Here is a 23,387-nt window from a genome sequence, read left to right as displayed (position 1 = left end):
CAGGTTGCGCCTAAAGCCCTCAAATCCGGCGGCGCCACTCTTGATGCATGACGCTCACCGACTCCACTTCAGGAACCCTGCCGGACGCCGCGGTGGCGCCGGCGGGCCTTCCTTCCCGCGGACATGCCGTACGGCGCGCACCCGTGGACACCCGTACCACCGTTCCGGTCCTTGACGTGACCATCCCCGTTTTCAACGAGGAACGGGACCTTGAGGAATGCCTCCGCCGGCTCCACGGGCACCTGCTGGATACCTTTCCGCACAGCTTCCGGATCACCGTGGCGGACAACGCCAGCACGGATGGAACCCTGAAGATCGCCGAGCGGCTGGCCCGGGAGTTCCCTGAGCTCGTGGCGGTCCACCTGGACGAGAAGGGCCGCGGCAACGCCCTGCGCAAAGTGTGGCTGGCCTCCCCGTCACCGGTGCTGGCCTACATGGACGTGGACCTTTCCACCGACCTCGCCGCCCTGCCGCCGCTGCTGGCGCCCCTGATTTCCGGGCATTCGGACCTCGCCATCGGCACCCGGCTGACCCGCAACTCCCGCGTCGTCCGCGGGCCCAAGCGGGAGTTCATCTCACGCAGCTACAACATGATGCTGCACTCGTTCATGGGCGCGCGCTTCAGCGACGCGCAGTGCGGGTTCAAAGCCATCCGCGCCGACGTCGCCCAGCAGATCCTGCCCTACACCGTGGACAACTCCTGGTTCTTCGACACCGAGCTTTTGGTCCTCGCCGAACGCTGCGGCCTGCGTGTCCATGAGGTCCCCGTTGACTGGATCGACGATCCCGATTCCAGCGTGGACGTGGTACGCACAGCACTGGCCGACGTGAGGGGAATGGCCCGCCTCACCCGCGACTTGGTCTACGGTCGCATCCCGGTCCCGGAACTGCGCGCAGCCCTGGCACGGGGTCCGATCCCGGCGTCCTCGCGGTCCGGTGAGCAGACACGCGGCAGCAGCCTTTTCGGCCAGCTGGTCCGGTTCGCCGCGATTGGCGCCGCCTCAACCCTTGCGTACCTGCTGATCTTCGTGTTCTGCCGGGGATTCATGGACCCGCAGTTGGCCAACTTCCTTGCACTGCTGATCACCGCCGTGGCCAACACTGGCGCCAACAGGCGCTTCACGTTCGGCATCCAGGGCGGCAACCCGGTCCGGCACCACTTCGAAGGGCTGATCGTGTTCGGCATCGGCCTGCTGCTCACCTCCGGAGCACTCGCCTTTGTACACCGGACGACGACGCCTGACCGGTGGGTGGAAGTCCTCACCGTTGTGGCGGCGAACCTGGCAGCCACGGCGGTCCGGTTCCTGCTGTTCCGGCTCTGGGTGTTCCGCGGCAACCACGGCAACCGGACCACGAAAGACGCCCCCACTTCGACAGAAACGGCAGCATCATGACCTCCACCATTTCGCCGGCGGACGCCGGCTCACCCGCCGGCCGGCAGCCGTCGCCATCCGGCCACGCTGCCTCCTCCCCCGGGGCGGCCGATACGGCACCCCGCTGGACCCGCTACGCCTTCGGTGCGCAGCCCCGCTGGGTGAGGCCTTCCGCCGCGGGGCTCCTGGCAGCCACGGCGATCCTGTATCTGTGGAACCTGGCAGCAACCGGCTACGGCAACTCCTTCTATGCAGCCGCCATCCAGGCCGGCACCAAGGACTGGACGGCGTTCCTTTTCGGCTCGCTGGACGCAGGGAACGCCATCACGGTGGACAAGCCGCCGGCAGCACTCTGGATCCCCGCCCTCGCAGGGCGCATCTTCGGTTTTTCACCACTGAGCATGCTGGTGCCGGAAGCACTCATGGGGGTGGCCGCCGTCGGGTTCCTCTACTTGGCCGTCAAACGCGTCTCGGGACCTGCCGCAGGCCTGCTGGCCGGCGCTGCCCTGGCGCTGACGCCGGTGGCTGCGCTCATGTTCAAGTTCAACAACCCGGACGCCATGCTCACCCTGTGCCTGGTGCTCGCCGCCTACTTCACCACCCGCGCCATTGAGAGGGCGGGTTGGAAGTGGCTGGTGGCCGCCGGTGCCGTGGTTGGCCTGGCCTTCCTGACCAAGATGCTGCAGGGCTTCCTGATTGTTCCCGCTCTGGGACTGGCCTATCTGTGGGCCGCACCCACGCCGGTGGGGCGCCGGCTGGTGCATCTGCTTGGCGCGCTGGGCGGAATCGTCGTGGTTGCCGGCAGCTACATCGCCCTGTTCCAGCTGACGCCGGCCTCGGAGCGGCCGTACATGGCAGGGTCCAGCACCAACAGCTTCCTTGAACTGACGTTCGGGTACAACGGACTGGCCCGTCTCACCGGTTCCGGCGAGGGCATGCCCGGCGGGGCCGGGGGTGCTGCCGGCGGTCCCGGAGGCGGCTTCGGCGGCGGCAACGCCGGATTCGGCGGGGCGGCCGGGCTGCTGCGGATGTTCGGGACCAGCTTTGGCGGTGAGGTCTCGTGGCTTCTGCCCGCCGCCCTGGTCCTGCTGGTGGCAGGCCTCTGGTTCACGCGCCGGGAAGTACGCACCTCCCCGGGCCGCGCGGCCCTGATCCTGTGGGGCGGCTGGCTCGTGGTCACCGGAGGTGTCTTCAGCTTCATGAGCGGCATTGTCCATCCCTACTACTCGGTGGCACTGGCGCCGGCGATCGCAGCGCTGGTGGGCATAGGCGCAGTGGAGCTCTGGCGTGGCCGAAGCTACTGGCCGGCCCGGATCGTCCTCGCCGTGACCGTCGCCGGCACCTCTGTGTGGTCGGCAGTCCTGCTGGGCCGCGACACGTCGTGGCTCCCCTGGCTGCGGGTCGCCATCATCGTGCTCGGCGTCCTCGCCGCCGCCGCAATCCTCCTCCGCCTCGACGCACTGGGCACCTCAAAACCGGGCACCTCGAAACTGGGCGCCTCCGGACGGTTCCGCCGGGCCGGTGCGGCCGCCGTCGTCGTCGTATCCCTCCTGGCCGGCGGTCTTGGGACAGCGGGGTGGACCCTCGCTACCGCTGCTTCCGCCCACTCCGGTTCCATTCCGACGTCGGGCCCGGCGGGTTCGTCCGCGGGTGGCTTCGGCAACCGTGCCGCTGGATTCGGCGGCGCACGGGCTGACGGCAGGGAGGCCGCCACTGACGCTGCCAAGGGCGCGGGTGGACTCGATCCCTTCGGCGGCCTCGACGGCGCAGCCGGCCCCGGAGGTGCCGGGGGTGCCGGGGGCGCCGGCGGCCCGGGCGAAGGATCCGCAGATGCGGCGGTGGCGGCACTCCTGAAGGCCACCACCACGAAGTGGTCCGCGATCGTCTCCGGCGCCAGCCAGGCAGCCAGCCTGGAACTCGCCACGAACACCAACGTCATTGCCCTGGGCGGTTGGAACGGCGGTGACCCCTACCCCACGCTCGCCGAGTTCCAGGACATGGTGGCCAAGGGCGAGATCGGCTACTTCATCCAAGGCGGTGGCATGGGTGGCGGCGGCATGGGTGGTCGCGGCAATTCCGAGGTGGCCGCCTGGGTCCAGGCCAACTTCCAGGCCCAGACCGTAGGCAACTCCACCGTGTACCAACTCACCAAGTAGGACTCCATGGCCAGCCACTACCCAGCGTCCGTCCACACTGCGTCGGTCCACACCGGACACCCTGCCGGCGCTCCTGCCGCCGCGCATCATCCTGTCCCGGCCTGCTACCGGCCGGACCCGCGGGCGCTCCGGCGGGGGCTGGAACTGGCAGCGGTGCTGGCCGGGACCGCCGTGCTGTACTTGTGGAACCTTGGAGCATCCGGCTGGGCCAACGCGTTCTATTCCGCCGCGGCCCAGGCCGGATCGCAGGACTGGACGGCCTGGTTTTTCGGCTCTTCCGACGCGGCCAACGCCATCACGGTGGACAAGCCGCCGGCGTCGTTGTGGATCATGGGGTTGTCCGTCCGGATCTTCGGCCTCAGTTCCTGGAGCATCCTGGTCCCCCAGGCACTGATGGGCGTCGGCACCGCCTGGCTGCTTTACCTGGCCGTACGGCGGGCCGCGTCGCCTGCCACGGCCGATCCACGCCTGGCGCACCGCGCAGGACTGATCGCCGCGGCCGTCCTGGCCCTCACCCCCGTTGCCACGCTGATGTTCCGCTTCAACAACCCGGACGCCCTGCTGGTGCTGCTCATGACGGCAGCCGCCTACGCGGTCCTCCGTGCAGTCCAGGAGGACCGGTTGCGCTGGCTCCTGCTTGCCGGAGTGTTCCTGGGCTTCGGCTTCCTGGCCAAGCAGCTGCAGGTCCTGCTGGTGGTTCCGGGATTCGCAATCGCCTACGCGCTGGCAGGCCCGCACAGTCTCCCGCGGCGCCTGCTCCGGCTGGCCGCGGCGGGAGCGGCCATGGTGGCCTCCGCCGGGTGGTGGCTCCTGGCGGTGGAGCTGACGCCGGCCGGCCTGCGTCCCTACATCGGCGGATCGCAAAACAACTCCATCCTGGAGCTCACGCTGGGTTACAACGGGCTGGGCCGGCTGACGGGCGACGAGACCGGCAGTGTGGGCGGCGGCAACGGCTGGGGAGATCCCGGGCTGCTCCGGATGTTCAACAGCGAGTTCGGCGGCCAGATCGCGTGGCTGCTGCCGTCCGCCCTGATCCTTGCGGCGGGCCTGCTGTGGTTGGGCCGGCGGGCCCCGCGGACCGATGCGGTGCGCGCCGCCGTCATCATCTGGGGCTCGTGGGTGCTGGTGACGGGCCTGGTCTTCAGCTTCATGGCCGGCATCATCCACCCTTACTACGCCGTGGCGCTGGCGCCGGGGATCGCCGGGCTTGCGGGGCTGGGCACGGTCCTCCTGTGGCAGCACCGGCAGCAGCCACCCGCCGCACTCCTGCTGGCCGCAGCGGTGGCCGCGGCCGCCCTGATGGCCTTCCAGCTGCTGGGCACCACGTCCGCCTACGGCGCGTGGCTGCGTTGGCTGGTCCTTTCCGGAGGCTTGGCGGCCGCAGCGGGCGTGGCGTTCGGCAGGTTCCTGCGCTGGCGTGCCGTGCAGCGGACGACGGCGGCGCTCGCCATTGCGGCGTCGCTCACCGGGCCGCTGGCGTACTCCCTTTCCACGGCGTCGACAACGCACAGCGGGGCGATCGTCAGTGCCGGGCCCTCGTCGGGCTTCGCCCCTGGCGGGACGGGCCCTGGCCGGACCGGCCTTGGCGGGACCGGGACAGGCAGCACCAGGCAGCCAGCAACCCAGGGAAACACGGCCCGCCAGCAGGGCGCGCCCGGAGGAACACTTCCCGGCGGAACCGCTGCTGCAAGTGGTCGCGGAGGCGGAGCCTTGGGAGGCCTCTTGGGCGCCCCAACGCCGTCCGCGGAACTCGTGGCAGCACTCAGGAATGGCGCCTCAGGCTACACCTGGGCAGCGGCAGTGGTGGGTTCGAACAACGCTGCCGGTTACCAGTTGGCAACGGAACTGCCGGTCATGGCGGTGGGTGGGTTCAACGGCACAGATCCCGCCCCTACCTTGGCGGAGTTCCAGGATCTGGTGTCCCAGGGAAAGATCCACTACTTCATCACAGGCGGAACCATCCGGGCCAGTACCGGTTCGGACGCTGCCGCCCAGATCGCCCAGTGGGTGGCGAACAACTTCACGGCGCAGAGCATTGGCGGCACCACCGTCTACCTGTTGGCTGGGTAACGGGAACTGTAACGGTCGGCGCGCTGCGCTCATGAAATGGGGCGGCCATACCCCAATGGGACCGAGGTTACGAACGGGGAATCCGGCAAATCAACGCGCTGAGGATCGTGACTTCCGTTACCTAAATGTGACTTTCGCGTGCACTTCCTGTAGCGTCGATTGGGTGCGGCCCCCGTTCGGGCCGCATATCCCGGGTCGACGCCAAGCTCTGCCGCTTCCCCGGATTCCGATTGAGCTACGGCAGAGGCGGGGGACCCACCGTCCCGGGCATTGAATGCCCTTGGGGTTAAGCCAGTACGTGATCTTTCCGTATGGCCGGATGCCCTCATCCGAACCCGACAGCTAACTCCGCAGGTGTGAGAGGCGATCAATCATGTCCAAAAACACGGCAGAAGCACGCCTGCTGCAGGCCAAGGCTAAACACAGGGCCGCGCAGCAGGCCAAGAAGACCACCCTGGGCCAGCGCGCCGCTGTCCTTGCAGCATCGTGCGCGGTGCTGGTGGGGGTTGGCGCGGCAGGACAGGCCACCAGCAGCATGACTCCGGTGTCATCCACCGCGTCCAACCCTTCCACGACGGCGTCAGACGCTCAAATGAGCATCGAGAAGAGCGAGATCCGCTCCAACCCGGCAGCAAGCCCCGCGCCCGCTGCCATCAGCGTGGCACCGCAGGCAGCTGAACCGGCCCCCGCAGCGGCACCGGCAGCACCCGCAGCGCCTGCCCCGGCCCCGGCGCCTGAGCCCGCCCCCGCACCTGAGCCGGCTCGCGCCGTCGCGGTTAACGATCCTGCAGGCGCCCAGGCGTACGCCGCCAGCCAGCTGGGGGTGTTTGGCTGGGGACCGGACCAGATGCAGTGCCTGCAGACGCTGTGGACCAAGGAGTCCGACTGGACCACCACGGCCACCAATTCCAGCAGCGGGGCATACGGCATCGTCCAGTCCCTGCCCGCTGAGAAGATGGCAAGCGCCGGCGCGGACTACCTCACCAACTACCGCACGCAGATCAACTGGGGCCTGGACTACATCAAAAAGAGCTACCAGTCGCCCTGTGGTGCCCTGAACTTCCACCTGGCCCACAACTGGTACTAGGCACTCCTCCCCCCCGGCGGCAGCGATGCCGGGGGGACTGCACCAAAGCGGCGGGCCGCATCATCATGATGCGGGCCGCCGATTTGGTTAACCAGCGCCCGGTCCGGCGCCCTGTCCGGTGTTCCCGCCAGCGCCCTGCCCGGCGTTCCGCCACGGGATGTACTGGACAGCCCACTTGTTTCCGTCCGGATCGGCGAAGTACACAAAGTGGCCCCAGTCCTGGACGTCCACATCGCTGACATCCACGCCGTTGCTCTTGAGCTGGTCATGCGCCGCATTGATGTCGTCGACCACCATCTGCAGGTTGGAGCCCGTGCCGGGCGGGGCGTCGACGAGTCCTTCGCCGATGCAGATGGAGCAGGCCGAGCCCGGCGGCGTCAACTGCACAAAGCGGATGGAGTCCGACGGCCGCTCGTCGTAGTCGGCGTTAAAGCCCACTTTGTTGACGTAGAAGTCCTTGGCACGGTCAACGTCGGATACGGGGACAAAGACAAGCTCGAGTTTCCAGTCCATCCGCACAGGCTAGCGGCGGGACACCCGTTGGGAAAGAGCCCGTTCAAACAGGGCCGAAGTGCTACCCGGCGATGCCGTAGAGGCGGTCGCCGGCGTCGCCCAGCCCGGGGACAATGTAGGACTTCTCGTTGAGCTTCTCGTCGATGGAGGCCAGGACGATGTGCACGTTGGCCCCTGACAGTTCCTCCTCCAGCCGCGCCAGGCCCTCGGGGGCGGCCAGCAGGCAGATGCAGGTGACATCGGAAGCGCCGCGCTTGAACAGGAACTTGATGGCTTCGCGCAGGGTTCCGCCCGTGGCCAGCATGGGGTCCAGGACGAAAACCTGGCGGCCGGTGAGGTCCTCCGGCAGGCGCTCCGCGTAGGTGATGATGTCCAGTGTCTCCTCGTCCCGGGCCATGCCCAGGAAACCCACTTCAGCGGTGGGAACCAGCTTGGTCATGCCTTCCAGCATTCCCAGGCCGGCGCGCAGGATGGGAACCACCAGCGGGGTGGGCTTGGTGAAGGCGGTGCCGACGGTGGTGCTGACGGGCGTCTCGATGGTGACGGGCTCGGTGCGGACCTCCCGAGTGGCTTCGTAGGCCAGCAGGGTCACCAGCTCTTCCGTCAGCTGGCGGAAGACCGGCGACGGCGTGTTCTTGTCCCTCAGGACAGTGAGCTTGTGGGCGACCAGGGGGTGGTCAACAACGAGAGTGCGCATCCCCCAAAACTATCACTCGGCGCTGCCCTTCCCGCGTCCGGAGTGTTCGCCGTCGTGCAGTTCCTCGGCCACCACGTCCCGGACGATGGGACGGTCGAACGACGGCGCTGCCCCTGCGTGCTCGCGCCTTCGGACCAGGTGGAACAGCCGGTGGGCCAGGATAACGATTGCCACCCAGGCCAGGCCCAGGATCCAGCCGGCCATAACGTCCGTGAGCCAGTGGTGGCCCAGGAAGACCCGGCTCAGGCCCATGGCGATGATGAAGATCGAGCCGGCGGTGATGGCGGTAACCCGGACCCGCATGGTGTGGAACTGAAGGCAGATGAGGTAGATCACCAGACTGATCACCACGGTGGTATTCAGGGTGTGTCCGCTGGGGAAGGATGGCGAATCCTCGTAAGGGGGGACGGCGTCCGCATGGTCGGGCCGGGTACGGCCCACCAGCTTCTTGCCGAACGTGGTAGCGGTGACGGACGCTGCCGCTGCACCGCCGATCAGGACCAGCGGACGCCAGTTCCGGCTCAGGAAGGTCAACCACGCGGTGAGGATGCTGGCCAGGATGGGCATCCCGATGCCGCCGCCGATGTTGGTGAAACCGGTGACAAAGGAGTCAAGGCCGGGGCTGCGGAGGCCTTCGGCAAAGGCAAGGGCAGGCTTGTCCAGGTTGGCCAGGCCAGCGGAGTCCACCACATCGTCGTAGACCTCTGCCCCAAGCAGCGCCAGGGACACGATGACCACACCGCCCACAAGGATGGTGAGGATCAACGCCGCATAGGGTTTGAACCAAATACCCAATCGGTCCCGAAGAGTGTCCATGGTGCCTCCCGGCATCGGCAAGTAACCTGACTAACCCCGAAACTATCATTGAGCCATGCCCTTGCCCGAAAAGAAACACGAGGCCTGGATGGGCCTTGCCCTGGCGGAGGCCCGCCGTGCGCTCGACACGGAGGACGTGCCCATCGGCGCCGTAGTGATAGGGCCCGACGGCGACGTTCTGGGTTCGGGACGCAACCAGCGGGAGGAGCTGGGCGACCCCACAGCCCACGCCGAGGTGGTGGCCATCAGGGAGGCGGCCGGACGGCTGCGGGAACGGGCACGGCTCGGCGGCGGCCAGGGCGACGGGTGGCGCTTGTCCGACTGCACGCTGGTGGTCACCCTGGAACCCTGCGCCATGTGTGCGGGCGCGATCGTCCTGGCGAGGATTCCCCGGGTTGTGTTCGGGGCCTGGGATGAGAAGGCCGGCGCTGCGGGATCGGTATTCGATATCCTCCGCGAGCGCCGGCTGAACCACTGGGTTGAGGTGTATCCCGGGGTCCGCGGGGAAGAGTGCGCTTTACTGCTGCGCGAATTTTTCGCCGCCCACCGGAGCAGCCTCTAGCCCTGCCGCTCCCCGTGTCCGCCGGGTCCCTCCAGGAGGGCCAGCACGTCCTGCGCTGTTTCGCTCCATCCCGGCAGCCTGGTCCGCGCATCAAGCGCGGCTGAACGCCATTTTTCCCGGGTCTTTCCATCCACCAGCCAACCCCGCAGGGCATTGGCCAGGCGGCCGGGACTCTCCTGTCCGCCGTCTGGAAGGGTAAGCACTGCCCCCGGAAGGCGGGGGTCGCCGTCGGCCGTTCCCAGCCCGCCCATGCCAAGCGCCTCCACCGCCCCGGTCCCGGCACGGACCAGAACAGGAATGCCGTGGGCCAGGGATTCGGTGACGGCCATGCCGAAAGCCTCCAGCCGCGACACCAGCAGGGTCAGGTCCGTCCGCGCCCATTCGGCCTCCAGGGCTTCGCCAATGAGCTCGCCGGTGAGCTGCACCCGCCGCTGGAGCCCGTGGGCAGTAATGGCAGCCCGGACCTCCCGTGCGTAGTCCGGGTCCGCCTGCTCGGAGCCCACGAACGACGCAGTCCATTCAAGGTCCTGGATCCGGGCCAGGGCATGCACGGACAGCAACTGGTCCTTGTTTGGCAGCAGCGCGGCGATGACCGCCACGTGCGGCGGCCTGGATCCCTGGGCCAGGGGTGCGGGGTTGACGCCGGGAAGGACAACGGTGACCCGGGAAAGCCCCCTTTCCAGGAGGAGGGATGCAGATGACGTGCTGGTGCAGATCACGCCGGTTGCCGCACGGAGGGCTCTCGCTTCGCGTTCCAGGGCTGCGGCCCCGGAGCTTTCCTCAACGGGCATATGCACCAGGACCCATGTTTCCCCGCCCGCCTTCGCGGCGTATTCGAGTTCATCCGGGGCACCTACCGCCACCAGGCCGTCCACGATGGCCACTGCTTCCCCGTGGTGTGCCTCAGGTTCCCATGCTCCGAGGAGGGTGGCCAGCCGGCGTCGTTCCTTGGCGCCGGCGTCCGGCCAGTTGCCCTCCACGGCAACCACCTCCACCTCCGCGCCCCGTTCCTGCAGGCCCGCAACCAGGCGCGCGTTGTAGACGTTGCCGCCTGAGCTGTGGCGGATATTGCCGGGAACCAGCAGCCGGATGGGACGCATTGCTACGCGGTGAGGTCCAGGGAAAAGGTGGCCCAGGCGTCAGGATTCTCGCGCAGGGTGACCTCCAGTCCTGCGAGTTCACGGCCGTCGTCGTTGTCCTTGATCTCTGCGGCCACCTTCCGGGCGATGTACTCGGCGAGGGCTTCCGTGGTGCTGAGCTTGCCCTCGAAGTCCGGGTGCTCGTCCAGGTTGCGGTAGTTCAGGCCGGCGAGCACCTCCTCGATGATGGTCCCGGCAGCGCCGATGTCCAGGACGATCGCGTCGGCATTGAGGGCGCGACGGCGGAAGGCCACCTCGGCGACGAAGGTTGCACCGTGCAGGCCCTGGGCGGGGCCGAAAGCCTCACGGGGAAGGCTGTGGGCAATCATGAAGTGGCGGCGGATGGTCAGGCTGAACATTGTTACCTCAAGTCTTTGGGGGTGTGGGTGGCTGGGCTGGGCGCGGGACTGCCGGCAGGGTATTCGACGACGTGGCACAGGGCTTCCAGGCTGCCGTCCGCCAGGCTCTGGACCACGCCAGGCAGGTCCTCGAACCGGGACGATCCCGTCAGGAACGCGTCGAAGACGGGGTCCTTTAGCAGCGATACGGCCAGGTCCAGGCGGTCCGCATTGGTGCGCCTGTGGCGCCGGGAACGCGCCACCATGCCCACCTGGCTCGCCCTGATGGACAGCCGCCTGGCGTGGAAGTCCTCCCCCAGCGGCACAGTGACCTCACGGTTGGCATACCAGGACATTTCGATGATTTCGCCTTCATCGCCGGCGAGCTGCAGGCTGCGCTCCAGGCCTTCCTGCGAGGCCGAGCAGTGGAACACGATGTCGCAGTCCGCCAGGGCGTCATCGGGGTGTGCGAAGTCCACGCCCAGGGTGTCCGCGAGCTTTTTCCTGCCCGGATCGAGGTCCACCAACTGCAGGCGCTGCAACGGGAAGGTGCGCAGCAGCGTAGCCACCATGCCGCCCACCAGGCCGGCTCCGACAACGGCAATCCGGTCGCCCAGCCGAGGCCCGGCTTCCCACAGGGCGTTGACTGCGGTTTCCACCGTGCCGGTGAGGACCGCCCGCCGGGATGGAACGCTGTCGGGAACCCTGGTTAGAGAGGTCACCGGCACCACATAGAGGTCCTGATGCGGATTCAGGCAAAAGACGCGCCGGCCCTTCCACTCCTCAGGACCTTCCTCCACGACTCCCACCGAGAGGTAGCCGAATTTCACCGGCCCTGGAAACGTTCCCTCCTGGCGTGGGGCACGCATCTCTTCCGCGACACGTGGCGGCACGGCTCCGGCGTGGACCACCATTTCGGTGCCCTTGCTGATGCCGGAGTACAGGGCACGCACCAAAGCTTCACCTGTCCCCGGCGCGGGCACTTCTTCGGCCCTGAGCTCGCCGTGTTCCTTGGCGGTGGTCCAGTAAGCGGTTGCGTGGATCGGAGTCTGTGAATTTGTCATCTTGCTGATGAATCTAACCGGACGCGCGGTGGCGGGGAAAGTCCGACGGCGGATGGCGGGGTTTGGTGCCGCGCGGCGGCGTCGGTGCCAGCCCTTCTTGAGGAGCCTTTGCTGGGGGCGGGTAGGGCGTCAGGAGGTGCAGGTGCAGGTGCAGAGGGCGGCGGGGCGTGGACCTGCCGGAACATGTGCGGACGGGCAGGGGCCCGGGCGGACGTGCCGCAACTTGCGCGGGCGGACCGGACTGAAGACGCGGCAGTGCAGCAGCTTCGGCTTAGACGCCGAGGTGTTTAAGCAGTGCCTCCTCGAGGAGGCTTCGTTCGCCGGGCAGGAACCCGGGTGGCCACTTTGGTGGTTCCCAGTCCTGGTGTTCGCTTGTGTAGTGGCGGCCGGTGGGCGAGGTCCAGCCCGGTGGTTCGTTCGTGCTGGCCGGGGTGGGTCTCCAGCCGGTGGTGTGCCGGAGCCTGTGGTGCTTCGGGCAGGGCTGTCCCAGGTTGCTGATTCCGGTGGTGCCGCCGTAGTGCCAGGCGAGGAGATGGTCGGCCTCCGTGTCCAGGGAGGTGTTGCTGCAGCCCGGGAACGGGCATTTCCCGTCCCGCATCCGCAGCCAGGCCCGCATCGCCCTGGGAACCCGGTAACTCTTCCGGCCGATCTCCAACGGCGCCCCGTCCCGCGGGTCCACCAACACCCGGTAAAACGAGGCCGCCCCGTCCGCGACCAGTCGCCGCGCCATCGACGCCGGCACCGGACCATACCCATCCAGCATCGCCGGCTCATCGGTCAGGCCCATCAGCGCGAACACCGGAACCGTAACCAGGACCTCGGCGCGGACCGATGGCGACTGGTGGCCAGTTCCCGATGCGGCGCTATCAGTGCCACCGGCACCGGCGCCCGGCCGCGCAGCAGCCAGGGCGCCGGCAGTGGCACTGGCACTGGCACTGGCACTGGCACTGCTGAGACTGGTGCTGCCGCCCCGGGTGTCGCCGCTGCCGAGGATCGCTGCGGCGAAACTGTCGGCCCGCAGCTGGGGCATGGTCCTGTCCTCGGCCGGCCCCTGCAGGCCCCGTGCGGCAGCGGTGAGCCGGTTCCAGCCGGACATGGCCTGGTCCGCGGGCAGGTACGCGCCCAGCCACGCCATCCCGTCCCGGTCCGGCCGGAACTCCACCCGCCGCTCCGCCACACCCCTGGCGTGCCGCTTCTCGATCGATTCGGCGTGGTGGCGTTCCCGCCAGGTCCGGGCCTTGACCCGGAACCGGTGCGCCGGCAGTTCCCCAACCGGGCACCCCCTGGCCGGGGGAAGGGCGTCCGGGTCCGGTGTATCGGGTGGCAGGAAATGCGCCTCCAACGCCGCCGCCCCCGCCACATCAAGGCTCGCCGTTTCGTCGGCCATCACCAGCGCGTGCTGCCACGACAGGGTTCCGGACTGCAGCGCCTCCAAAGTCCGCGGCAAGGAAACAGTCAGGGCGTGGGAGGTGGCCAGGAACGACGCCGCCGCCCGCGGACCCAGGGCCAGCACGCACCCGATCTCCGCCGCGACCGCCATCTCCTGCGCCACCACCGGCACGTCCGGCCCCGCCACAGCATGCGCAGCCTCCGCGTACGCCACCGCAGCCTTCGCCTTCACCCCCGCAACCCGCGCCTCCACCTCCCGGGCCCCGGCGAGGATGTCCAGGCACCCATCCGCCAAACCGCGCAACGGATCAGAAACCGAGAAAGGCTCAGCATCCAAAAACGAATCAGCATCCGAGAACGCCTCCAGACCCTCCCCATCCACCTCAGCCTGAAGCACAGCAAGGGCAGCACGAATCTCCTCGAACGCCCTCACCACCGCCACTTTCCCCATAAACCCATCATGACAAGGGGGTCCGACAATTATGATCCTGCTCCAACGCCCATCCCCAGGCAGCGCTGGGTTGGATGAAACCCGCAATAGGCACCCACTGTGCGTCCGTTTTGGGGATGCAGGCCATGCTCCGGTACCCTATTGAGGTTGGTGACGTGTCCGAGCGGCCGAAGGTGCAACACTCGAAATGTTGTTTGGTGTAAAAGCCAACGTGGGTTCAAATCCCACCGTCACCGCCATATAGGAAAAGGCCCTGGGCTCCCTTGTACATCAAGGAAACCAGGGCCTTTTGCTTTCCCCGGGCCATGTGTCCTCAGCGGCCAAAGCGTCAGCGCGCGGGATCGATCATCGTCATGCCCGCGACCTTAACAGTGTCGAACTGCGGGAGCATGTCAGCGGCCTCGGTCAGCCCGATAACGCGTTCGATGAGCTTCTGCGGTTCCAGTGACCCCGACTCGATGAGGGCGAGCATCTGCGGGTAGTCGGCCGCAGCCATCCCGTGGCTTCCGAACACATCCAGTTCCCAGGCAATAACGCGCGCCATAGGCACGCGGGGGTGACCCTCTATGGGCGGGAGGAGGCCGATCTGGACGTGCCGTCCACGGCGACGAAGGCTCAGGAGCGCGTCGGCGCACGTCTGCTCGCTGCCGACAGCATCAATGGAGACATGGGATCCTCCCGTGATCGCATGCACCTGTGCGGGGATGTCCGAGGCGTCCGCGACCAATACGTGGTCTGCGCCGAGGGAAGCGGCCACCTCCAGGGCGGCGGGGTTCCGGTCGACAGCCACAACCTTTCCGCCGAGCGCCTTCGCAACCATGACGGCGCTGAGCCCCACACCGCCTGCCCCGACGATGGTCACCCATTCATCGGCCGCAAGCCGGGCCCGGCCCGTGAGCGCCCGGTAGGCAGTGGCGAAGCGGCATCCCAGGCTGGCCGCTGCTTCGAAGCTGACCCCTTCGGGAATTGCCACGAGATTGGTGTCGGCCGCATGGATCACAACTTGCTCGGCAAAGGAACCCCAATGGGTGAAGCCTGGCTGCTGCTGCTCCGGGCAGACCTGCGCGTTGCCGCCGAGGCACCATTCGCAGGCGCCGCAGCCTTCCACAAAGGGTGCGGTCACGCGGTCGCCAACCGTCCATCTGGTCACACCCGAACCAACCACGGCCACAACGCCGGCGAACTCATGGCCTGGAACGTGCGGCAGAGCGATGTCGTCGTGGCCTACCCATGCGTGCCAGTCACTGCGGCATAATCCGGTGGCCACGACGGTGATCACCACACCGCCGGCAGGCGCCTCCGGGGCGTCGACCTCGTGAACCGCCAGCGGCCCGGCAATGCTGTTCATGACAATCGCGCGCATAGTGTCCTCCAGGCATCGAATTCGTCCCGTCCTGTTCAGCCGGGAGTCCGGCGACATCTTCGCACGCGGCGATGGTGCATCGAACTCCCTCCCCTGTGTCCTGCCGCGAAGCCGCACATGCTGGCCAGCCACGGATGCTGCCGGGAGCATTGGCGTCACTGCCGGTCTCCGCAGGATTAGAGAATCCGCTGATACATCCGGTGGTCCTGCCACCTGCCGGCTATCCGGAGGTAGTCGGGGGCCGTGCCGTAGGCCACGAAGCCATTCTTTTCCAGCACTCTTTGCGACGCCGTGTTGTGCACCAGGGTTGCTGCCTCGAGTCGGTGAAGTCCCAATGCAGCCTGTGAAATATTGACGGCCGCCGCTACTGCCGCCGTCATAAGCCCTTTCCCTTGGGCTGTGCGGGAAATCCAGTAACCAACGTGCGCGTTCTGGAATGCGCCACGCACGATTGAGCTGAGGGTCAGCAGCCCGACGATACCGTCATGTTGTGCCAGCACCATGGGAAGTGCCGTGCCCGAATCGAGTTCAACAAGCCGCCCTTCAACCACGTCCCGCTGGCCCTGGACGGTGTAGAACTCCTCAGGCCGGACAGGCTCCCACGGGGCGAGATATGACCGGTTCTCCTGAAACGCCGCTGCCAGCGCCTCTGCGTCCGACGCCCGGACGGGACGGAGCACAACACCTTCGGCAATCACACAGGAAAAGTCCACTGCTTCACACTACGCCGAGCCCATATAGGCGCCCACGTCCAGGACGGCGTCACTGCGGGGTCGACAACGGCGGACGCCCCTGCGCTTCCGTCTCGACGCGCTTTTTGATGCCCAGGAGCATGGCGCGGTCCATGACCAGGTAGCCGGGTCGAAGAAGGAAGTCCGTCACACGAAGCCCGGCAGGGCGTCCCGGGCCCGTGCGCGTCCTGAGCAGCAGCCTGGTACCGGCAGCACCTGCATCGTGGAGGACGAACTGCCAGGTTCCTGTCACTTTTCCGGGCGGGGCACCAGGGCTTGAGTCCAGAACAAGGTGTCGGCCCTCCTCCAACTCCACCACGCGCGGCCCGCGCCGGCCGCCCGGGTAACCTTCCGGCGTGAAGGCGATGATGTCCCCCACCTGCAGGTCCTGCCACTCCGGATGAATGCGGTCCGCGTTCGTAACACCCAGGTGCAGCAATCCGTTCTCCATCGCCGTGTAGGAATACAGCCCCGCCCGGTCCACACCCATTTGCACTATCCAGGGCCACACCTGGTCGGGACGGGCGGAGACAGTGACCGCCATGGTCTGGATGTCCTCGGGATCGGGAATCAATTCGTCCCCCGGAAGGGGCATTGTTCTTTCGGGCTCCGTGGTTCCCCATGTCCCCAGGGCACGCGGCACGAGGGCGTGCGTGAGAAACCCGGCAGCGGCCGCAGCACCAAGGAATCCGGAAAGCCGGCGGCGGGAAGGGGTGGATGAATGATTCGTGCCTGTCTTCGGCCGAATGAAGGCCAGGACATCCGACGCCGTGCTGCTCATGGCACGCCTCCCTTTGGTTGAGGTGGTTCCGCGATGCCTTGCAGCCTACAAACCATCATCTGGGCGCCACAGAGTCCAAGGCCCCCCTTGCGGCCGCCCTGCAACGACTGACGTCCCATTCAGGCAACTGCCTGGCAACCACCCATCACGAAGTCATCAGGCAGTGCGCCGAAGAACGTGGCGGTCTCCGGAACCCAGCCCTGGCCTTCCGGGCATGAAGGAGGCGCCACCGCTGTTGCGGCGGCGCCTCCTTCTTCAGTACCTGCTCAAAGCCGGGTGTCGAACGACCCGCAAAATACGTTCTCGTTGAACGTTCCCTGGAACGCGGACTTGCCCTGGATCTTCTCCACCGCGGCACGGATGGCTTCCCGAGTCCCGGCATGCGCGTGGATTGCCGTCTTCACCATGGGCACGTCAATCAGGTGGTTCGGCTGGTTGAGGGACACGAACACCGTGGGCACCTCCGTGACGTACCACGGGATCTCGGCTGCCATCGGCGAGGACCACTTGATCCGGATGGCGGCCTCCTGGGCGAAGCCCTTGACGTTGGCAAAGACAAATGCGGCGTCGTACTTTTCCGCGTAGTCCCCGGTGGCTTCCTCGGAGATGACGGACATGAAGTTCACCCCGGTCTCCCCCGCCGCCTCGCGCTGTTCAGCCGTCCGGTACAAGAACACTTCGAAGCCGGCGGCCTCCAGTTCCTCCTTCACCACGTCCAGGTAGGCCAGCGGATCTGCCCGCGTGAAGTCGGCGCCGCCGGAAATGCCGTACAACCGGATCCGCGGATGAGTCCCGGGGGTAATGGGCAGGTTCCCTGCCGTGTCCTTGACCAGTGTGACGGTCTTGTCGGCGATCTCGGCCGCAATCGCCCGGTGCGCCTGACTGCCGATCACGGCCAGCGCCTCGGCCGGCGGCACCAACTGGTCAGCGGATTTCAGGTGCAGCCCCAAGGATGCCTTCAGTCCGAGGATCCGCCGCAGGGCGTCGTGCAGCCGCTGCTCGGTGATGACCCCGGACTTGTATCCGTCCAGCATGTACTGGAAGTCCTCGGCGGGGTTCCGGAAGAACAGGAACATGTCGCAGCCGGCCGCAATCGTTGCCGGAACCAGGTCCTTCCGCTTCATTGCCTGCGTCAGGCCCACCATCTGCGAGGCGTCGGTGAGGACCAGGCCATTGAAGCCCAGTTCGCCGCGCAGCAGGTCCTGCAGCAGTTCCGGGGACAACGTGGCCGGCAGGATCCCGGCATCAGGAAGACCCGGCCGGAAATGCCGCGAGACCTCCGGCGCCCCAATGTGGCCCACCATGATGGACTGCACGCCGTGCGCAATCATTTCCCGGTACACGTGCCCATAGGTCCGGTTCCATTCCTCGTACCCGAGGGTGTTGTAGGACGTGACCACGTGCTGGTCCCGCTCGTCGATGCCGTCGCCCGGGAAGTGCTTCATGGCGCAGGCAGTGGGTGATTCGCTGATGCCGTCGAAGTACTCCTTGGCGCGCTCCACCACCACCTCCGGCGTATTGCCGAAGGACCGTGTGGAAATGACGGTGTTCCGCCAGTTGTAGTGGATGTCCACGATCGGCGCGAAGGCCCAATTGCAGCCCAGGGCAGCCGTCTCCACGCCTGCCACCTGCCCCATCTTCCGGGCGATGTTCCTGTCCGGGTGCGAGCCTGCCTGCAGGTGCGTGGATACGAACGTGCCGTCGTCGCAGCTGCCGGCCCCGCCCATCTCCGGGTTGGAGGCAATCAGCAAGGGAATCCGGGACTTGGACTGCGCGTAGCGGATATGTTCCTGGACGGCGGCGGACGGGCCGGGCCGGTACCGCATGCCGCCCACGTGGTAGTTTTCCAGCACCCCGTCGAGGTATCCGGGCGAGTAGTCGTTGTTGTGGTTGATGAACAGCTGCCCGATCTTTTCCTCGAGCGTCATGGCACCAATGGTGCCTTCCACCCAGGCGATCGCGCCGGCGTCGAGCATGAATGGCGCTGCCGCAAGGTCGACGTCGAACTGGCGCGGCCTGGTGCCCGCGGCCCCCATGGCAGGAGGTACGACGGCGGCAATCCCCTTGAGTGCCTCCGCCACCACGTCCTGAACGGGTGCGGCGATGTCAACCACCACGCCGCGCTCGTCTTCCTGCAGAGGTTCCAGTGTGGCGAGTTGGGATTCCAGCAGCGCGGGAGGCATGAAGTGCCCGGTCCGTCCCTCGGTCCGCGCCTTCAGAACCTCCTTGCTGCCGTCCAGGTGCAGGAAGACGGTGTCCGGGGCCTGTTCCCGGATGGCGTCCCGGTAGCTTCGGCGCAGGGCAGAACACGCCAGGACCAGCCCACCGTCGCCGGCAGCCGCCAGCTTGCTGCCCACCGTTGCGAGCCAGGGCCAGCGGTCCTCGTCCGTCAGCGGTGTGCCCGCAGCCATTTTCGCGACGTTCTCCACGGGGTGGAGGGAATCGCCGTCAACGAACGGGACGCCCAGTTCGCGGGCGACGAGGTCACCGATGGTAGTCTTGCCGCAGCCGGAGACGCCCATGACGATAATGCGATGTTTGATCATTGTTTGGTCCTTGCCAGTCGTGGCGGTCTTACCAGTCGTGGACGGTGCCGTCGACGAGGCGGTTGTAGGGCAGGTAGGCCTGCTGGTAGGGGTAGGCCGCGGCGGCTTCTTCGTTGAATTCGACGCCGATGCCCGGCTTGTCGCCCGGGTGCAGGTACCCGTCCACGAACGTCATGGACTGCTCGAAGACCTCGTTGGTCTTGGCCGAGTGCTGCATGTACTCCTGGATCCCGTAGTTATGGATCGCCAACCCCACGTGCAGCTGCGCCGCGAAGCCCACCGGGGAAATATCGGTCGGACCGTGGAAACCGGACTTGATCTGGTACTGCGCCGCGAAATCCATCACCTTCTTCAACGGACTGATCCCACCGAAGTGCGTGGACGCCGCCCGCACATAATCAATCAACTGCTCCTTGATCAGCGTCTGGAAGTCAAACACCGTATTGAAGATCTCCCCGATCGCCAACGGCGTGGTGGTGTGCTGCCGCACCAGGCGCAGCCCCTCCTGGTTCTCCGCCGGCGTGCAGTCCTCCAACCAGAACAAGTCATACGGCTCCAGCGCCTTGCCCAGCTTCGCCGCCTGGATCGGCGTCATCCGGTGATGCCCGTCATGCAGCAACGGGATCTCCGGGCCGAACTCGTTCCGCACCGCTTCGAAGACCGTGGGCAGGTGCCGCAGATACGCCCGGGTATCCCAGTCCTCCTCCTGCGGGAACGCACCCCGCCCGGCCGGCTCATAGTCATACCGCTCCCCCGACGCCTGCGCCTGCGCCGCCACCCCATACACGGCCTTGATCCCCGGGATCGCCGTCTGGATCCGGATCGACTTGTACCCCAACTCCAGATGCTCCCGGACCGAATCAAACAACGACTCAATATCCGCACCCGAAGCATGCCCATACGCCCGCAACCCGTTCCGCGACGCACCACCCAGCAACTGGTACACCGGCAACCCGGCCACCTTGCCCTTGATATCCCACAACGCCATATCCACCGCAGCGATCGCCGCCATCGTCACCGGACCCCGCCGCCAATACGCACTCCGGTACAGGAACTGCCACGTATCCTCAATCCGGTGCGGATCCTTGCCAATGAGCAACTGCGCCACATGTTCCTTCAGGTAGGCGGCGACGGCGAGCTCGCGGCCGTTCAGGGTGGCGTCGCCAATGCCCGTCACGCCCTCGTCCGTGGTGATCCGGAGGGTCACGAAGTTTCGGGTGGGGCTGGTAACGAACACTTCCGCGGCAATGATTTTCACAGCTGGTCCTTTCGGAGACGGTCGGTCGGAGGGGGCGTTGTGGCGGGAAGGAGTGTTTTCGGTGGTCAGTGGAGTTCCGCGTGGGTGGCGGCCTGCCGGCTTGTACCGGCGGCGGCTACAGCCTGGCGGGCTTTGATCTCGGCGACGATTTCCGCGTGGGCAGTGTCAGTGAGCCTGTAGAACTTCATGATGGCCATGCCCAGCCCACAGAGGACCAGGGGCACCAGTCCTGCGGCAAGCTGCAGCCCTTGGATGGTGGCCTCGCTTTGGCCGCTGTCCGACCGGACGTAGCCGGCGCTGGCAATGGCGTAGGCCATGACGGCTCCGCCCAGCGCCTGGCCCATCTTCCGGGTGAAGGAGAAGAGGGAGTAGATGATGCCTTCGGTTCGGACACCCGTACGTGCTTCGCCATACTCCACAGTGTCCGCCTCCAGTGCCCACACCACGATGTTCATTATCTGCACGCCCAGGAGGCTGATGACGAGCCCGGTGAAGGCCAGGTAGGTCAACGAGTGCGGGGCCAGCATGACCACCAGCGAACCGAGCACCACCAGGCCTCCGGCTGCCAGGTACAGGGCCTTCTTCCCCCAGCGCCGGACCATGGCCGGCGTGAGCACGATGACCACCACGGCCAGGACCACGTTGATGACGGCCATGGGCTGGGCAAGGCTGACATTCTGCAGCACGTCCCGCAGGTAGTAGACCTGGATGGTGGACAGCCCCGTGCTGGCGGTAAGCATCAGCAGGGATGAAATGCAGAGCATGAGCAGTGGACGGTTGCCCTTCAGGGTGGCCAGGGACTGCTTGAAGGTCACCTTGGGAACCTCACGGTGGACCACTTCCCGGGTAGTGAAGACGGTCAGCAGGTAGAGCGCCATGCCCACCACTACGAAGGCAATGGTCAGCGTGGTGAAGAGTGGCTGCAGCTGCGCGGCACCCTGTTTGGTGAGCGGCGTGATGAAGAACAGCAGGCCGGAGCCCACAACGAGTGAACCGCAGGAGCGGGCAGCGCCCAGTTTGGCACGCTCCGCCGGCTGCTGCGTCATGGCGCCGGCCAGCGAGCCGTACGGGATATTGACCATGGAGTATGCCAGGCCCAGGCCGGCGTAGGTCAGGTAGGCGTACGCAAGCTTGCCGTCATGGCTCCAGTCCGCCGGGACGGAGAAGGTCAGGGCACTCATGATCAGCAGGGGAAGGCCACCGAAGAGGATGAAGGGGCGGAACTTGCCCAGCTTCCTGTGGAAGGTGCGGTCAACGATCCGGCCCGCGAAGATGTCCGCAAAAGCATCAAAGACGCGCACCAGGAGGAAGAGGGTGCCTGCTGCCGCCGCTGAGATACCGGCGACGTCCGTGTAGTACAGCAGGAGGTAGGTAGTGGAGAGGGTGAATGCAAGATTGTTGGCAAGATCCCCCGCGCCATAGCCGAGGATGCTGAGCTTGGTCAGCCTGTTCATTCTGAGAGTCCTAACGCGTCATTGCGGTGGTGGCCAAGAGAAGAAGTGCGGGCCGCGTGGGCGCGCCGGGTGTTGCTCCGGCAGTAATACTAACGAAACGGCAAACCCAGTGGCAACCGGTTGCCAAAAATTGCCATAATTTCGTTTCACACAAAAACTGCCCGGCACGCGCACGTGCCGGGCAGATTTGACTCATGATTATTCGGAAGCGGAACGCCCGGCAGCGGTGCCGCACAGGCTTTCCACCAGTCCCACCACACCGGCATCCCCTGCCAAGGCAGGGTCGACAACTGCCAGCAGCGCCTTGGTTCGCTCAGTGCCTGGCAGCCGGTTGGCGGCTGTCACGGCCTGCTCCAGAGGGTCGTGGAACGGGGACGCGGTGGCACTGTAGTCCATCCATGCGGCAATCATCAGCGCCGACGCGGCACCGGACCGTCCGGCGGCGCGTTCAGCCTGCAGCACCGGGACAGCGCGCATCCGAAGTTTGGTACTGCCGTCCATGGCAATCTGGGCCAGGTTATGGGCGATCCTCGCGTTGCTGAAACGGGCCAGGAGAGCCTGCCGGTACTCGCGTATCCGCAGGTCGGCGGGGCCGGCAAGGTTCGTTTCTGCTTCGTCCCAGAAAGCCTCCACTGCCCGCCTGCACCAGGGGTCGGCCAATGCCTCCGCGACGGTCGCATGACCCCGCAACTGGCCCGCATAAGCCAGCAGTGAGTGTGCGCCGTTCAGCAGCCACAGTTTCCGGTTCTCATAGGGTTCGATGTCCTGGACGAACAGGGCACCTGCGTCCTCCCATCGCGGGCGGCCCGCGGGGAAGTCCCCGCTGAGCACCCAGCTTGAAAAGGGTTCAGCCACCACCGGGGAATTGTCCACGTAACCGCAGGCTTCCCGGACGACGGCGAGGTCCCTTTCCGTGGTCCTGGGCGTGATCCGGTCCACGGATGTGCTCACGAAGCTGACATTGCCCGTGACCCACGCGGCGAATTCGGAATCCCAGGCCCCGGCAAACCCCGCCACTGCCTGCCGTGCCACCGTGCCGTTGTTGGACAGGTTGTCGCAGCAGACAATCGCGATCGGCCCGGAACCGGCTTCCCGGCGGGCGGCGAGCGCAAGCACCAGCCGTCCCAACGGCGTGGTGGGCCGTCCGCTGCCGGAACCCAGCAGCGCAAGGTCGGCGGCGACGTCGGGCGCCTTGGTGTCCAGCTTGCCGTCCGCACCCAACCCGTAGGCGGCCTCGGTGATGGTCAGCGTAACCAGGGCGGTCTCCGGTGCAGCCACGAGGGCGGCAAGCCGCTCGATGTCCGCACCGTCGAGGGCCTCCACGATGCTGCCCATGACAGTAAAGGAGTCGCCCTCGTCTGCGCGTTCCACCAGCGTGTAGAGACCATCCTGTTCAGCCAGGGCAAGGGCCGCATCCGGCCGGCGGCCAGTGAAGGCGGCGATCCCCCAACCGGCGGAATCTGATGCCTGTTGGGTGTACCAGGCCTGGTGCGAACGGTGGAAGGCGCCCAGCCCCAGGTGGACAATGCGGACCGGCGCCTTGGGCACCTGACGGAGCGTTCGGTTCAGCCGCGGAAGCTCCGCAGTGGGCGGCGTGGC

At 66.8% G+C, this 23,387-nt stretch carries 19 protein-coding genes, 1 tRNA gene and 1 riboswitch; of the genes, 6 read left to right on the top strand and 14 right to left on the bottom strand.

Features of this window, described 5'->3' with window-relative positions; genetic code table 11:
- Nucleotides 1–47 precede the first annotated feature (47 nt).
- The 4 genes from LDO14_RS03545 (at nt 48) to LDO14_RS03530 (ending at nt 6,686) form a co-directional block, all read left to right on the top strand.
- Nucleotides 48–1,394 (top strand): bifunctional glycosyltransferase family 2/GtrA family protein, encoded by a 1,347-nt coding sequence (locus LDO14_RS03545; protein ID WP_223993828.1) that lies wholly within the window; start codon nt 48–50, stop codon nt 1,392–1,394.
- Nucleotides 1,391–3,529: a glycosyltransferase family 39 protein gene (locus LDO14_RS03540; protein ID WP_223993826.1), complete on the top strand. Its 2,139-nt coding sequence runs from the start codon at nt 1,391–1,393 to the stop codon at nt 3,527–3,529. The genes LDO14_RS03545 and LDO14_RS03540 overlap by 4 nt, the downstream gene beginning before the upstream one ends.
- 6 nt (nt 3,530–3,535) lie before the next feature.
- A complete protein-coding gene (locus tag LDO14_RS03535) occupies nt 3,536–5,599 on the top strand; it encodes a glycosyltransferase family 39 protein (protein WP_223993824.1) in 2,064 nt (687 codons plus the stop codon).
- A gap of 207 nt (nt 5,600–5,806) precedes the next feature.
- Nucleotides 5,807–5,967, top strand: a riboswitch (cyclic di-AMP (ydaO/yuaA leader).
- Between the two features lie 5 nt (nt 5,968–5,972).
- Nucleotides 5,973–6,686: a hypothetical protein gene (locus LDO14_RS03530; RefSeq protein WP_223993822.1), complete on the top strand. Its 714-nt coding sequence runs from the start codon at nt 5,973–5,975 to the stop codon at nt 6,684–6,686.
- Nucleotides 6,687–6,773: 87 nt separating this feature from the next.
- On the opposite strand, the gene LDO14_RS03525 is transcribed toward LDO14_RS03530, so the two are convergent.
- The 3 genes from LDO14_RS03525 to LDO14_RS03515 all read right to left on the bottom strand — a co-directional run bounded on the left by LDO14_RS03525 (nt 6,774) and on the right by LDO14_RS03515 (nt 8,712).
- Entirely contained in the window at nt 6,774–7,199 is a 426-nt protein-coding gene (locus tag LDO14_RS03525) for a VOC family protein (RefSeq protein WP_223993820.1), read from the bottom strand.
- 61 nt (nt 7,200–7,260) lie between these two features.
- A complete protein-coding gene (gene upp / locus LDO14_RS03520; RefSeq protein WP_018771241.1) occupies nt 7,261–7,896 on the bottom strand; it encodes a uracil phosphoribosyltransferase in 636 nt (211 codons plus the stop codon).
- 12 nt (nt 7,897–7,908) lie between these two features.
- Complete coding sequence (locus LDO14_RS03515; protein WP_043425400.1) at nt 7,909–8,712, bottom strand: phosphatase PAP2 family protein; 804 nt, start codon at nt 8,710–8,712, stop codon at nt 7,909–7,911.
- A 55-nt stretch (nt 8,713–8,767) separates the two neighbouring features.
- On the opposite strand from LDO14_RS03515, the gene tadA reads away from it, so the two are divergent.
- Nucleotides 8,768–9,274 carry a tRNA adenosine(34) deaminase TadA gene (tadA, locus tag LDO14_RS03510; protein WP_134165856.1) on the top strand — a complete coding sequence of 169 codons (507 nt, stop codon included), beginning with the start codon at nt 8,768–8,770 and terminating at the stop codon, nt 9,272–9,274.
- Here the strand turns inward: tadA and LDO14_RS03505 are convergent.
- From LDO14_RS03505 to LDO14_RS03490, 4 genes are all read right to left on the bottom strand, one after another.
- Nucleotides 9,271–10,374: a glycosyltransferase family 4 protein gene (locus LDO14_RS03505; RefSeq protein ID WP_223993814.1), complete on the bottom strand. Its 1,104-nt coding sequence runs from the start codon at nt 10,372–10,374 to the stop codon at nt 9,271–9,273. The genes tadA and LDO14_RS03505 overlap by 4 nt on opposite strands.
- A 2-nt stretch (nt 10,375–10,376) precedes the next feature.
- Nucleotides 10,377–10,772: a 6-carboxytetrahydropterin synthase gene (locus tag LDO14_RS03500; protein WP_018771245.1), complete on the bottom strand. Its 396-nt coding sequence runs from the start codon at nt 10,770–10,772 to the stop codon at nt 10,377–10,379.
- Nucleotides 10,773–10,774: 2 nt separating this feature from the next.
- The gene (locus LDO14_RS03495) at nt 10,775–11,815 is read right to left on the bottom strand and encodes a zinc-binding alcohol dehydrogenase (protein WP_223993812.1); all 1,041 of its coding nucleotides are present in this window, start codon (nt 11,813–11,815) and stop codon (nt 10,775–10,777) included.
- A gap of 271 nt (nt 11,816–12,086) precedes the next feature.
- A complete protein-coding gene (locus LDO14_RS03490) occupies nt 12,087–13,655 on the bottom strand; it encodes an HNH endonuclease signature motif containing protein (RefSeq protein ID WP_223993811.1) in 1,569 nt (522 codons plus the stop codon).
- A gap of 149 nt (nt 13,656–13,804) precedes the next feature.
- Between LDO14_RS03490 and LDO14_RS03485 the strand changes: the two genes are divergently transcribed.
- A tRNA-Ser gene (locus LDO14_RS03485) sits at nt 13,805–13,894 on the top strand.
- Between the two features lie 89 nt (nt 13,895–13,983).
- Here the strand turns inward: LDO14_RS03485 and LDO14_RS03480 are convergent.
- The 7 genes from LDO14_RS03480 to LDO14_RS03450 all read right to left on the bottom strand — a co-directional run bounded on the left by LDO14_RS03480 (nt 13,984) and on the right by LDO14_RS03450 (nt 23,336).
- Nucleotides 13,984–15,018 carry a zinc-binding dehydrogenase gene (locus LDO14_RS03480; RefSeq protein WP_223993810.1) on the bottom strand — a complete coding sequence of 345 codons (1,035 nt, stop codon included), beginning with the start codon at nt 15,016–15,018 and terminating at the stop codon, nt 13,984–13,986.
- Between the two features lie 176 nt (nt 15,019–15,194).
- Nucleotides 15,195–15,731, bottom strand: a complete 537-nt coding sequence (locus LDO14_RS03475; RefSeq protein WP_223993809.1) for a GNAT family protein — start codon at nt 15,729–15,731, stop codon at nt 15,195–15,197.
- A gap of 49 nt (nt 15,732–15,780) precedes the next feature.
- Nucleotides 15,781–16,530, bottom strand: a complete 750-nt coding sequence (locus LDO14_RS03470) for a hypothetical protein (RefSeq protein WP_223993808.1) — start codon at nt 16,528–16,530, stop codon at nt 15,781–15,783.
- Nucleotides 16,531–16,796: 266 nt separating this feature from the next.
- Nucleotides 16,797–19,076, bottom strand: coding sequence for a gluconokinase, GntK/IdnK-type (locus LDO14_RS03465; protein WP_223993807.1), 2,280 nt, complete (start codon nt 19,074–19,076; stop codon nt 16,797–16,799).
- A 28-nt stretch (nt 19,077–19,104) separates the two neighbouring features.
- On the bottom strand, nt 19,105–20,334 hold the full coding sequence (gene manD, locus LDO14_RS03460; protein ID WP_223993805.1) for a D-mannonate dehydratase ManD: 1,230 nt from the start codon (nt 20,332–20,334) through the stop codon (nt 19,105–19,107).
- A gap of 65 nt (nt 20,335–20,399) precedes the next feature.
- On the bottom strand, nt 20,400–21,788 hold the full coding sequence (uidB, locus tag LDO14_RS03455; RefSeq protein WP_223993803.1) for a glucuronide transporter: 1,389 nt from the start codon (nt 21,786–21,788) through the stop codon (nt 20,400–20,402).
- Between the two features lie 198 nt (nt 21,789–21,986).
- A complete protein-coding gene (locus tag LDO14_RS03450; RefSeq protein ID WP_223993801.1) occupies nt 21,987–23,336 on the bottom strand; it encodes a mannitol dehydrogenase family protein in 1,350 nt (449 codons plus the stop codon).
- Between the last annotated feature and the right edge of the window lie 51 nt (nt 23,337–23,387).

The organism is Arthrobacter sp. NicSoilB11, assembly GCF_019977375.1.
Classification (GTDB): Bacteria; Actinomycetota; Actinomycetes; order Actinomycetales; family Micrococcaceae; genus Arthrobacter.
The sequence above is the reverse complement of the archived record's forward strand: the minus strand, read 5'-3'. Positions and strand labels throughout refer to the sequence as shown.